At 61.3% G+C, this 12118-nt stretch carries 10 protein-coding genes; 4 read left to right on the top strand and 6 right to left on the bottom strand.

What is annotated here, in order from left to right; translation table 11 throughout:
• Positions 1-16: 16 nt before the first annotated feature.
• Positions 17-847, bottom strand: a complete 831-nt coding sequence (locus JJQ51_RS19015; RefSeq protein ID WP_113351655.1) for a TrmH family RNA methyltransferase — start codon at positions 845-847, stop codon at positions 17-19.
• A 10-nt stretch (positions 848-857) separates the two neighbouring features.
• Complete coding sequence (locus JJQ51_RS19010) at positions 858-1235, bottom strand: hypothetical protein (RefSeq protein ID WP_092712079.1); 378 nt, start codon at positions 1233-1235, stop codon at positions 858-860.
• A gap of 49 nt (positions 1236-1284) precedes the next feature.
• On the opposite strand from JJQ51_RS19010, the gene JJQ51_RS19005 reads away from it, so the two are divergent.
• Both JJQ51_RS19005 and rpoH read left to right on the top strand, forming a co-directional pair.
• Positions 1285-2310, top strand: a complete 1026-nt coding sequence (locus JJQ51_RS19005; protein WP_113351614.1) for an RluA family pseudouridine synthase — start codon at positions 1285-1287, stop codon at positions 2308-2310.
• A gap of 363 nt (positions 2311-2673) precedes the next feature.
• On the top strand, positions 2674-3582 hold the full coding sequence (rpoH, locus tag JJQ51_RS19000) for an RNA polymerase sigma factor RpoH (RefSeq protein ID WP_069611726.1): 909 nt from the start codon (positions 2674-2676) through the stop codon (positions 3580-3582).
• Between the two features lie 81 nt (positions 3583-3663).
• Here the strand turns inward: rpoH and JJQ51_RS18995 are convergent, their stop codons facing one another.
• The 4 genes from JJQ51_RS18995 to JJQ51_RS18980 all read right to left on the bottom strand — a co-directional run bounded on the left by JJQ51_RS18995 (position 3664) and on the right by JJQ51_RS18980 (position 9446).
• Positions 3664-6039 (bottom strand): hypothetical protein, encoded by a 2376-nt coding sequence (locus JJQ51_RS18995; protein WP_269245100.1) that lies wholly within the window; start codon positions 6037-6039, stop codon positions 3664-3666.
• Between the two features lie 61 nt (positions 6040-6100).
• Positions 6101-7396 (bottom strand): adenylosuccinate synthase, encoded by a 1296-nt coding sequence (locus JJQ51_RS18990; RefSeq protein WP_269245099.1) that lies wholly within the window; start codon positions 7394-7396, stop codon positions 6101-6103.
• 204 nt (positions 7397-7600) lie between these two features.
• Entirely contained in the window at positions 7601-8398 is a 798-nt protein-coding gene (locus JJQ51_RS18985; protein WP_269245098.1) for a class I SAM-dependent DNA methyltransferase, read from the bottom strand.
• A 190-nt stretch (positions 8399-8588) separates the two neighbouring features.
• Positions 8589-9446 (bottom strand): GNAT family N-acetyltransferase, encoded by an 858-nt coding sequence (locus JJQ51_RS18980; protein WP_113351616.1) that lies wholly within the window; start codon positions 9444-9446, stop codon positions 8589-8591.
• Positions 9447-9773: 327 nt separating this feature from the next.
• Here JJQ51_RS18980 and JJQ51_RS18975 point away from each other — a divergent pair, with 327 nt between their 5' ends.
• Both JJQ51_RS18975 and JJQ51_RS18970 read left to right on the top strand, forming a co-directional pair.
• Positions 9774-11096 (top strand): UDP-glucose dehydrogenase family protein, encoded by a 1323-nt coding sequence (locus JJQ51_RS18975; RefSeq protein WP_113395477.1) that lies wholly within the window; start codon positions 9774-9776, stop codon positions 11094-11096.
• 14 nt (positions 11097-11110) lie between these two features.
• Positions 11111-12115 (top strand): NAD-dependent epimerase, encoded by a 1005-nt coding sequence (locus JJQ51_RS18970; protein WP_269245097.1) that lies wholly within the window; start codon positions 11111-11113, stop codon positions 12113-12115.
• Positions 12116-12118: the final 3 nt, after the last annotated feature.

The raw sequence follows: 12118 nt of genomic DNA, 5'->3' as shown, positions 1-12118 counted from the left end.
CCAGGGAGCAACCCGCTCAGATGCGCCCGTTCTTCGCGGCCATCTCGAAAAGGGCGATGCCGCTCGCCGTCGCGACATTGAGGCTATCCAACCCCGGCGCCTGCGGAATCCGCACACTGCCGAAGGCGGAGAGAATGCTTTCCGGCAAGCCTTCCCCTTCCGTGCCGACCACGAGCGCCATACGCTCCGAAGCCGGGACATCGCGAATATCGACCGCCCCTCGCGGCGACAGGCTCCAGATCGCAAAGCCGCGCTCGACAAGCCCCGCAAGCAGCTGAACGCCGCTTGATTGCCGGCGATAGGGCACGGTCAGGATCGATCCGACCGAAACCCGCAGCGCTTTGCGATAAAGCGGATCGCAACAGCTTTCGTCGAGCAGCACCGCAGCCGCGCCGAAGGCCGCGGCATTGCGGAACATCGAGCCCATATTGTCATGATTGGAAATGCCGCAGCCGACGAGCACCAGCGACTGCTTTGGGAGGCGGTCGAATAGGCCGCTCGTCTCGTCTTCAGCTGTTCTTCGCCCCAGGGCCAGAACACCACGATGGAGATGGAAGCCGACAATACCATCGAGCACCTCGGCTTCGGCGACGTAGATCGGGACATCCGCTGGGAAGGTGTCGATGATATCGCTCAACCCGGCCACGCGGTTTTTGAGCAGCAGCACTTTCTCAGCGAGGAAATCCCCGGCTGCCGCATGCGCACCGGCGAGAAGCCGCAGCACGACGGTCCCTTCCGCTATGAACTGGTTCTCCCGACCTGTCAGATCGCGTTCGCGGATATTGCGGAATTCGGCGATACGCGGATCGTCAGGATGCGTAATCTCGATGAGCCGCGCGCTCGTCATCGTCATGCCATCAGTTGGACAGCGATATGGTCGCCACGATGCGGCCGATACCATAGTCGAAGACGATAGCCTGACGCTGGCCGCTGGCAAGCGTACCGTAGAACAGCACCTGATTGCCCGAGAGCGCCGTGGACTGCACCGTGAAGCCCGCCGGCAGTAACGCCGTCACCGCAACCGGGGCATCGGACGGGATGCCGGACGCCGCCTGCCCCGCGGGCTTCGCCGCTGGCTTCATCGTCTTGTAGACAACGGCGCCGAACACGGCCATAAGGCTCACCACCATGACGGCCGCGGAGACGATCTGCAGGCGGATCATCTTGCGTCGGACTTTCTCCAGGGCCGGATCGAGGGGCTTTTCCTCTTGATCGTCTGGCTCGAGATTCGTCATCGATGCGTCCTTGCTTCCAGTAGAGCGCTTTGTGCGCCGGAGAATATGTTTGAGCGACCCCTTTAAAGAAGCCGCGGACAATAGAAAAGTCCTAACCGCCGATGAAAATGCCGAAGGACGGTTGGATTCATGGCTGACGGCCGAGATCGGCGAGGAATTTTCCCGCAGCCGCGTGCAAGGACTCATCAAGGATGGCGCCGTTACGCTGAAGGGCGCAGCGGTAACAGACGCCAAGCGCAAGGTGCGCCCTGGCGACGTCTACGAGATCACGTTGCCCGAACCGGAGGACCCGACGCCGCAGGGCGAGGATATCCCGCTCGACGTGCTCTATGAGGACGACGATGTCATCGTCATCTCCAAGCCGGCCGGGCTGGTCGTTCATCCCGCAGCCGGCAACTGGACGGGCACGCTGGTCAATGCGCTGATCCACCATTGCGGCGACAGCCTTTCCGGTATTGGCGGCGTCCGCCGCCCAGGCATTGTGCACCGGCTGGACAAGGATACGACTGGTGTGATGGTTGTCGCCAAGAATGATGTTGCCCACCGGCACCTCTCCCTGCAATTTGCCGACCACGGCCGGACAACTTCCCTCGAGCGCGCCTATCAGGCGATCGTCTGGGGACGTCCCCGCCAGCTCGTCGGCACCATCGATGCCCCTCTCGGCCGGTCGAGCAGCGACCGCACGCGCCGCGCCGTCAAGCGTCCGGATTCGCAGGATGCCGACGAGGCGATCACGCATTACGAGGTGCTGGAGCGTTTCCATGAGACACCGGACGCAACCGCCCTCGCCTCATTGATCGAGTGCCATCTGGAAACCGGCCGAACGCATCAGATCCGCGTGCACATGGCGCATATCGGCCACCCGCTGCTCGGCGACGCCGTTTACGGCGGCGGCTTCAAGACCAAGGCCAATCTCCTGCCGGAAGCCGCAAAACAGGCCGTCCATCGTTTCACGCGCCAGGCACTGCATGCCTATATGCTGCAATTCGAGCATCCACGCACGGGTGAGGTCATGCATTTCGAGGCGCCGTTGCCTGAGGATATGGAAGAATTGGTGGCGGCGCTCAGGGAATAGCCGAACATCACAATGACTGGACGCCAGCCCCCTCCCGCCCTATAATATCGTGTATGAAGGACCGAAGTCCGAGCGCCTGTGCTGGCCGAAAACGCGACCGCGTTTGGGAGGTCGATATGGCCGCGCCACATGGCACCGGACAATTCGGGAGGGTAATCCCAAGGGCAATGTTCCGGCGAGACCTGCGGTCACGCCGCTATAACACTTGCGTGACCGCATCCTTGAATCACCGTTTCGCCGTACTTATCTTTACATTGGTTGAGTGCGGGGTCCTCGGACCCGTACGCCTTGGTCCGCTTCGCAGAAGGCGCGCAAAATACGCCCCCAGAAGGAACCAAATCTCGAATAGGAGGGTGCACAATCATGGCCCGTAATACCTTACCGTCCATCGCTGCCGGAGAAGCCGGCCTCAATCGTTATCTCGACGAGATCCGCAAGTTCCCCATGCTGGAACCGCAGGAAGAATACATGCTCGCCAAGCGCTATGCGGAACATGCCGACCGTCAGGCTGCGCATAAGCTCGTCACCAGCCATCTGCGCCTCGTGGCGAAGATCGCCATGGGTTACCGCGGCTATGGTCTGCCGATCGGCGAAGTCGTATCGGAAGGCAATGTCGGCCTGATGCAGGCTGTGAAGAAGTTCGACCCGGAACGCGGTTTCCGTTTAGCAACATACGCCATGTGGTGGATCAAGGCCTCGATCCAGGAATATATCCTGCGCTCGTGGTCGCTCGTAAAGATGGGGACGACTGCCAACCAGAAGCGCTTGTTCTTCAACCTGCGCCGCCTGAAGGGCCGCATTCAGGCCATCGACGACGGCGACCTGAAGCCCGAGCATGTCACCGAGATCGCCACCAAGCTGAACGTCTCGGAAGAAGAGGTCGTTTCGATGAACCGCCGCCTCTCCGGCGACGCTTCGCTGAACGCGCCGATCAAGGCTTCCGAAGGCGATTCCGGCCAGTGGCAGGATTGGCTCGTCGATGACCACGACAGCCAGGAAGACGTGCTGATCGAACAGGATGAGCTCGACACGCGCCGCCGCATGCTGGCGCGCGCCATGGGCGTCCTGAACGACCGCGAACGCCGCATCTTCGAGGCACGCCGCCTCGCCGACGAGCCGGTGACGCTGGAGGACCTGTCGTCCGAATTCGACATCAGCCGCGAACGCGTGCGACAGATCGAGGTTCGCGCCTTCGAAAAGGTGCAGGAAGCCGTTCAGAAGGATGCGCTGGAACGCGCCAAGGCGTTGCGTGTCGTCGAGGCGACCGCGTAACAGCTGCCGCTCAGAAGATTTGACGGATAAAAAAGGCGGGCCTAGAGCCCGCCTTTTGCATGTCATCGATGTCCGGTTGGTTTACTGGCCGCTTGAGGCAACGCCGCCGAGAGCCTGCCACTCCGCAATCGCCTTGTTGAAGGCATCCGTACCGGTCGGCCCCTTTTCCATGGTCAGAAGCGCGCGACGGCCATTGCGATAGACCACCGGAATATCGATCCAGTTGCGGCTCTTCAAAAGATCGAGATTGGTCTTGCGTGCATCCGGGAAATCATTGAGCGCGACCATGTAGACATCGTCGGTCACTTTGGCCGGTACCGCGATCAACGCATCGCCGCGATCCTGCTCGGTCGCCTTCAATGCGACGCGCTGGACGTTATCGATCGCCCCGCCTTCGAAATTCGGCGGCACCTGGAAGGCAAGCTCGATCAGATGGCTCGCCGGAAGCGAGGAGTCCGAATTCCGCGATACCGTGATCGTCGCGGTCAGGCCGCGATCCGGGACTGTGATGAGGCCCTGCACCGAAGGCTCAGGCCGGCCGTCAGACCCCTTGCCTTCCTGCAGCGACCAGGTGACCGTGCCCTGGAAAGCCGTGGGCGACGTCTGGCCGAGGCGCTCTTCATAAAGGAAAACCTTCTGCCCATCGGTTGCAGGAGCGGTCTGCTGCGTCACGGGCGGCGGCTGGTTGGCGGTCGCCTGTTGCTGCTGGCTGGCAGCGGGTGCCTGCTGATCCGTCGAGGCGGATGGCGTATTCGGCGCGGCAGTTGCGGGCGCCTGGGTCTGCGGAGCAGCGGTGCCGGCATTGTTGGCGGCCGGCTGCGTTGCCGCGGCGGCAGGTGCTGCAGAGGCAACATTCTGCTCGGCTACAGACTTGCCTTCCACGACGCCGGGCTGCCCGTTCGGAGCCGGCCCTTCGTCCTCTTCCGTGCCATTGGCCAGAAGACGCTGCGTGAACTTCGTATTGACCGTATTCGAGTCGCTGCCCAAAGCCGCAACATCCGTATTGCCGGCGCCTGCCGGCTGCTGAGCGGCCGTGTTGGTCTGCTGCGGCGCAGCCGCCTGCTGGGCGGGAGCTGCAGCTTTGCCGTTGCTCGGTGCATTGCTGCTTGCCGTATCCGAAGTCGCAGGTGTCGCATTCTTCGGAGCGGAACTGACGAGCTTCGTCACCATGTTGTTGAGCGCATCGCGATTCAGCCAGGCTGCATAACCGCCACCTCCGACGACTGCGAGGCCGACGAGCGTGACGATGATGCCGGTGACATTGATACGACGGCGCTTCGGCTCCATGCGGAAGCTGCGGCCCTGTAGCTTCGCTGCCATCGCCTGATCGAGATCGGGCGGAACAGCAGCGCCGCCGCCTCGTTCGTCTTCAGCACGCTTGTCGAAACCCGCAAGCTCCTTGAGCTCGCGCCAGCCGTCATTGGCGGCATCGGCCTCGGACGCCGGCTTCCTGGACGGATGCACATCCGCAAAGAGATCGACATCGTCGAAGGCATTTTCCGGCATCTGCCGAGCCGACTGCTGCGCCGGCTTGGGAGCAGCCGGTGCGGGCTGCATTTCCTCGAAGACATCCGCGTCCCAGGCAAAGCCGGTATTGGTGGCTGCCGCCTTCGCATTGACAGGTCCCTCGACGGGCTGACCGAAGGGTGCTTCCGCAAAGGCTGCGGCCGGCATGACCGGCTCGTTGTAGCGGGAGGCGGACGACTGGGACGCAGCATGGGAAGCCGGAGCATCCACCTCCGCCCAGATCTGCTCAACCTGGCTTATGACATCGTCAGCCGGCAGCGGCACGCGCGGCGCGGGGGCAGGCTCGGCAGTGACTGCCGGTGCCTCTTCTGGCTGGGGCTCGTTGCCATGCCCCTTCGGCTCTTCATGATAAACCGGCTCAGGAGCCGGCTCCTCGTGAACTTCGGCATGGTGTTCGACGCCGCCATGTTCAGCGGCCGGAGCATAGGGCTCCTCTTCGTGATGCGGTTCCCGCCATTCCTCTGCCGGCTGGTGCTCATGCGCATGATCCGGCTCGGCAGGTGCGGCCGGTTCCTCATAGGCATGCTGCCCGTGCTCGGCTTGCGCGACGCTGGGTTCTTCAGGGGCATGCACCTGGGCAGGAGCCTGTGCAGGCTCTTCTGCATGCGGCTCCGCATGTACTTCCTCGGTCACATGATGGTCCTGAACGGACTCGGCAGCGGTCTCTTCGTGCGGCACGGGCGCTTCGGCAACCGGCGGCTCCTCGCCGCCCGGCAGGGCCTCGGCATGTTCGGCCTCGACCTCGACGATCGCCGCTTCAAGCTTGTCGAGCTGGCGGCGCAGCATTTCCTCGGGCGGGCGCGGCTTCATGCTCTCGAGCTGCCGTTGCACGGCACCACGAGCTCGATCGTAAACCTTGACCCGCATCTCGGGAGTATTGTCCGTCAGGCCGTCAACGGCCCGTCGAATAACTGCTACAAAATCCGCCATCAGTACTTTCTCATGATGCCCGGTGTGCAGCCGGGCCGGGATTCGTCATAGATACGCAACTTTAGCCCTCAAAGGGGTCAGTCACAAGTATGGTGTCCTCGCGCTCCGGGCTGGTCGAAAGCAGCGCCACGGGCGCACCGATCAGCTCTTCCACCTGACGCACATATTTGATCGCCTGCGCCGGCAGATCGGCCCACTTACGAGCGCCGACGGTCGATTCCTTCCAGCCCTCGAGCGTGATGTAGACCGGCTCGACGCGGGCCTGCGCTGCCTGGCTTGCCGGCAGATAATCGATTTCCTTGCCGTCAAGCTTGTAACCGACGCAGATCTTCAGTTCGTCGAGGCCATCGAGCACATCGAGCTTGGTAAGCGCAATACCGGTGATACCAGAAGTCTTCACGGTCTGGCGCACCAGCATGGCGTCGAACCAGCCGCAACGGCGCGGACGGCCGGTATTGACGCCCACTTCGCGGCCGACCGTCGACAGGTGCTTGCCGATCTCGTCATGCAGTTCGCAGGGGAACGGCCCCTCGCCGACGCGGGTCGTATAGGCCTTGGTGATGCCAAGCACATAGCCGAGCGCTGTCGGACCGAGGCCCGAACCGGCGGCCGCCTGGCCGGCAACCGTGTTGGACGAGGTCACGAACGGATAAGTGCCGTGGTCGTTGTCCAGCAATGCACCCTGCGCACCTTCGAAGAGGATGCGGGCGCCGGCCTTGCGCTGCTCGTCGAGCAGGCGCCAAACTTGGTCGATATAGGGAAGTATATGCTCAGCAACAGAGCTCAGCTCGTTGTGCAAGGCATCGAAGGAGATTTCATCGACGCCCATGCCGCGGCGCAGCGCATTGTGATGCGTCAGCAGCCGGTCGATCTTGGCCGGCAGCGTTTCCGGCTCGGCAAGGTCGATGACGCGAATGGCGCGGCGACCGACCTTGTCCTCATAGGCCGGACCGATGCCGCGGCGCGTGGTGCCGATCTTCGTGCCGCTATTGGAAGCGGCATCTTCGCGCATGGCATCCAGATCGCGATGCAGCGACAGGATCAAGGGCGCATTCTCGGCGATGCGAAGCACGTCAGGCGTAACGGCAACGCCCTGGGCGCGCAGCTTTTCCACTTCGGCGACGAAGTGATGGGGATCGACCACGACGCCGTTGCCGATGACGCTGAGCTTGCCGCGCACGAGGCCGGAAGGCAAAAGCGCGAGCTTGTAGCTGACGCCATCGACGACAAGCGTATGACCGGCATTATGGCCGCCCTGAAAGCGTACAATCACATCGGCGCGTTCCGAAAGCCAGTCGACAATCTTGCCCTTGCCTTCGTCACCCCATTGCGAGCCGATCACTACAACATTCGTCATTTATCCATTCCCGCTTCCTGCGCGCGGCGGCGCGCCTTGCTCAAACCCGCGCATCTATAAAGCTTTGTTTTTGGGAAAGCGACCCTGTTGTCTCAGGAGATTCGGCTTTTTGCATGACGAATCAGCGCCTCCAACAGGAATTTTCCCGGCCATCGGCCAGACAGGGCCTCCAGATTACCCTTATCTGGCCGATTGCCTTGCCTGTCAAAGGCCCGGCTTGTGAGCGACGACATGGAAATATTCATGCTCTGACGACGCCACCGCACCGATCGGTTTGCCATCGAGATCGAGGAGCAGCACCGGTATGGCAAAACCGGCCTCTGCCAATTGCGACTGGACCTGCGCCGGCGTCGTCGCATAGACCATGACACCGAAATCATGGGCGCCATGCAGCAGGATCGCATGTTCGCCATCTCGCTCTTCGAGCGGTCTGAGCCGACGCTGGCGCAGCGTGCCGGAAATGCGGCCCTCGACATAGCGCAGGGTTCGCAAACCGAGCCGCACCGGATTGGATGTCCATTCCAGCCGGCGATAGTCGATGCGATGATCGAAGCCACCCCAGCCGCGATGGAACGTCGAAAAGACGAAAGCACCGCCGGAAACAAGAACGCGCGCCACCTCGTTCAGGATGGCTAGCCTCCCTGCCGCATCGACGGAATCGATGCCGTTATAGCTGAAGACGACCATATCGAAACTGGCATCTCGGAATGCCGAGAGATCGCGTGCATCCCTATGCTCGAACCGAAGGTCTGGATGGTTCTTTCGGCAGAGCGCGACCATCTCCGGCGTGTAATCGATGCCTATGTAGTCGCTGGCGACATCTCGCAAGAGCTGCGCGGTGCGGCCCCCGCCGACACCGATATCAAGAATGCGTCCCCTGCCCGTCTGCGGGGCAGCTATAGCAAAGGCGGCACGCTCGCCTTCGTTGAGATAGCCGCTGCTGCGGCGATAGTCGCGCAAGGCCCAGGGATTACGCCAGGTCTGCCGGTTAATACTTTCCATGACATGCATAGCCGACTCCAACAGAAAATGAACAATCATTGTTCAACTTCCCCTTGGCGCCCCCGCAGGACTTATATAGCGGCTGGGTCGAAGAAGCAGCCGTTAAGGTTGATTAAACCTCCGGCGGGACCGTTATTCGTTTGTTAACGTTAATGTTGCCGCCTGCTCCCAGCAGTCGGACGAGCCAGCTCTAGCCGAGCTCGAGCGTGGTGACACCGAACACGCGATCGAGCGGGATTTCCGGTGCCTTGCCGCGATACATGCGCGCCGTCTCGAACACCGGAGAAAGACCGCAATCTTCCGCAAGCATGATCGCCTGGGCATTATCGACCGGCACATCAAGATACACAGGCTGCCCATTGGTCTTGGCAAGCAGCTTGCTCATCAACGCAAGCGCAACCTCCGGCTTATTGGCGAAAAGCGGACCGATCTTGTAACCCTCGAAACAGCGGCGGATCGTGCCGTAGCCCCGAACCCTGCTGCCACCACCGACGATGAAGGATGCACGCCTTTCGGGAGCACCGCACCAGGCCCGGATGAAAGAATGACGCAGGCCGGGGAAGATTTCCGCATCATAGTGCACCAGCGCTTCAAGCTTGCCGTCCACGACCGGCATCACCTGCCTTGCCTGCTGTTCGTCCACCTCAGGCACTTTGGGGATGCCGCCATACCTCAGTGTCCGATAGGCCGTCTCGAAACCGTGCCGCCGGTAGTTTTCCTGCTGCGCGACGACCCCATCCAGCCCGACAATGCGATTGCCGGCAAGCATCATGCCCTTGTTCCAGAGCTGCTTGCCGTATCCCCGCCCACGCAACTCCGGATGCAGTATGTAAAGACCAAGAAAAGCGAAGGCCTCACCATAACGAACGACCGATATACAACCGACAGGCACCTCGCCGATGGCGCCGATCAGAAAACCGGCAGGGTCTGCCTCCCAGAAAGCGAGCGCATCGTCAATACCGGGATTCCAGCCTTCTTGCCGTGCCCATTCCAGAGCAAGCTCCAGCTCGCCAGCCCGCATTGTCCGCACGGCAAAAGTCGATTTCATGCAATAGTCCCGAACCGCCCACTACACCGCCGCCCCTGTGGAACGACCGCGCCCAAATTCATCATGTGACAACATGCTGCCAATCACAAGCAATGGGAGGATAAGCTTAAAGTGCAAAGGCTTCGTTTCATTTGGAAAACAAGGCGATTACGCGAATAAGACGGCGGGAAATCAACCAAGCTTTTGTGATACTTCTGTCGCAATCCTCCTAAACCCAGCATCGCATATAGGCGTCACCTGCGATCCTGTGTATAAGCGCAGACAATCGCCCATGCCACCTTTGCGTTTTCATGCGAAGCCCGGCGCCAGTAAAAGGATTGAAATTTCATGCGCATCACGATGATCGGCTCGGGTTATGTGGGGCTTGTGTCAGGTGTTTGCTTTGCCGATTTCGGCCATGATGTCATTTGCGTCGACAAGGACACGAGCAAGATCGAGGCACTGCGGCGCGGCGAAATACCGATCTTCGAGCCGGGCCTGGAGCAGCTGGTGGCAGACAATGTCCGCGCCGGACGCCTCTCCTTCACGACGGAAGTGGAGGCGAGCGTTGCTGCAAGCGACGTCGTCTTCATCGCGGTTGGCACCCCTTCGCGGCGCGGCGACGGCCATGCCGACCTCTCCTACGTCTACGCTGCCGCCCGCGAGATCGCCGAGCACGTGAAGGGCTTCACGGTCATCGTCACCAAATCGACCGTACCGGTCGGCACCGGCGACGAAGTGGAGCGCATCGTGCGCGAAACCAATCCGCAAGCAGATGTCGCCATTGTCTCCAATCCGGAATTTCTGCGCGAAGGTGCCGCCATCGAGGACTTCAAGCGTCCCGACCGCATTGTCATCGGCCTCAATGACGAGCGCGCCCGCGGCGTCATGACCGAAGTCTACCGGCCGCTCTACCTCAACCAGGCGCCGCTGCTCTTCACCTCCCGCCGCACGTCCGAGCTGATCAAATACGCGGCCAACGCCTTCCTCGCCATGAAGATCACCTTCATCAACGAGATGGCCGATCTCTGCGAAAAGGTCGGCGCCAATGTACAGGAAGTCTCGCGCGGCATCGGCCTCGACGGCCGCATCGGCTCGAAGTTCCTGCACGCCGGACCGGGTTACGGCGGCTCGTGCTTCCCGAAGGATACGCTGGCGCTTGCCAAGACGGCCCAGGATTACGATAGCCCCGTGCGCCTGATCGAAACCACCGTGTCGATCAACGACAACCGCAAGCGCGCCATGGGCCGCAAGGTAATCGCGGCCATGGGCGGCGATATCAGAGGCAAAGCGATCGCGGTCCTCGGCCTGACCTTCAAGCCGAACACCGACGATATGCGCGACAGCCCGGCGATCTCGATCATCCAGACACTGCAGGATGCCGGCGCCACCGTGACGGGCTACGATCCCGAAGGCATGGACAATGCACGCCTGGTCATCGACAACATTGCCTATGCCGAGGATGCCTACAGCGCCGCGCGCGATGCCGACGCGCTCGTCATCGTGACGGAATGGAACCAGTTCCGCGCGCTGGATTTTGCCCGGCTCAAATCCGTCATGAAGGCGCCTGTTCTCGTCGACCTCAGAAACATCTACCGCCATGACGAGGTCACAAAGCACGGCTTTGCCTATACGAGCGTCGGCAGACCCTCCAGTGACGCAACATTGTAAGTAAGGGCGGGATTATGCGTTATCTCATCACCGGCACTGCCGGCTTCATCGGATTCCACCTTGCCAAGCGCCTGCTCGACGAGGGCCATTTTGTCGTCGGCTTCGACGGGATGACGCCCTATTACGATGTTCGGCTCAAGGAGAAGCGCACCGCCATCCTCGCGCGTTCCAATGGTTTCAAGGCCGTGACAGGCATGCTGGAGGACAAGGCAGCGCTGGATCATGCCGCCGAACTCGCCGAGCCCGACGTGATCGTCCACCTCGCCGCCCAGGCAGGTGTCCGCTACAGCCTCGAAAATCCGCGTTCCTACGTCGATTCCAACCTTGTCGGTTCGTTCAACATTCTGGAACTGGCAAGAAACCTGCAGCCGAAGCACCTGCTGTTGGCATCGACCTCTTCCGTCTACGGCGCCAACGAGAAGATCCCCTTTGCCGAAAGCGACAAGGCCGACGAGCAGATGACGATCTATGCGGCGACCAAGAAGAGCATGGAGCTGATGGCGCACAGCTACGCCCATCTCTTCAACATACCGACGACAGCGTTCCGCTTCTTCACTGTCTACGGCCCCTGGGGTCGCCCGGACATGGCGCTGTTCAAGTTCGTCGATGCCATCAGGAACGACAGGCCGATCGAGATCTACGGCGAAGGCAAGATGAGTCGCGATTTCACCTATATCGACGATCTCGTCGAAGGCATCGTGCGTCTCATCGGTGTCGTGCCGTCAGAGGAAAACCGGATCGTGTCGGAAACGGTCATCGACACCCTGTCGAAGAATGCCCCTTTCCGGATCGTCAATATCGGCGGCGGCCAGCCCGTCGGGCTGATGACATTCGTCGAGACGATCGAGACGATGCTCAGCAAGAAGGCGATCCGCAAGATGCTGCCCATGCAGCCCGGAGACGTCCACAACACCTATGCCGTGCCGGATCTCCTGGTGGCGCTGACGGGATTCAAGCCGCAGATCGAAGTCGATGAAGGCGTAAAGCGCTTCGTCGAGTGGTATCAGGAAAATTACTGACCA

The sequence above is a fragment of the Rhizobium sp. AG207R genome (assembly GCF_027109195.1).
Lineage (GTDB): Bacteria > Pseudomonadota > Alphaproteobacteria > Rhizobiales > Rhizobiaceae > Rhizobium > Rhizobium dioscoreae.
The sequence above is the reverse complement of the archived record's forward strand: the minus strand, read 5'-3'. Positions and strand labels throughout refer to the sequence as shown.

Coding starts and splice junctions, on each gene's coding strand:
- JJQ51_RS19015 (WP_113351655.1), bottom strand. CDS start 847: ATGACGAGCGCGCGGCTCATCGAGATTACGCATCCTGACGATCCGCGT.
- JJQ51_RS19010 (WP_092712079.1), bottom strand. CDS start 1,235: ATGACGAATCTCGAGCCAGACGATCAAGAGGAAAAGCCCCTCGATCCG.
- rpoH (WP_069611726.1), top strand. CDS start 2,674: ATGGCCCGTAATACCTTACCGTCCATCGCTGCCGGAGAAGCCGGCCTC.
- JJQ51_RS18995 (WP_269245100.1), bottom strand. CDS start 6,039: ATGGCGGATTTTGTAGCAGTTATTCGACGGGCCGTTGACGGCCTGACG.
- JJQ51_RS18990 (WP_269245099.1), bottom strand. CDS start 7,396: ATGACGAATGTTGTAGTGATCGGCTCGCAATGGGGTGACGAAGGCAAG.
- JJQ51_RS18985 (WP_269245098.1), bottom strand. CDS start 8,398: ATGGAAAGTATTAACCGGCAGACCTGGCGTAATCCCTGGGCCTTGCGC.
- JJQ51_RS18980 (WP_113351616.1), bottom strand. CDS start 9,446: ATGAAATCGACTTTTGCCGTGCGGACAATGCGGGCTGGCGAGCTGGAG.
- JJQ51_RS18975 (WP_113395477.1), top strand. CDS start 9,774: ATGCGCATCACGATGATCGGCTCGGGTTATGTGGGGCTTGTGTCAGGT.
- JJQ51_RS18970 (WP_269245097.1), top strand. CDS start 11,111: ATGCGTTATCTCATCACCGGCACTGCCGGCTTCATCGGATTCCACCTT.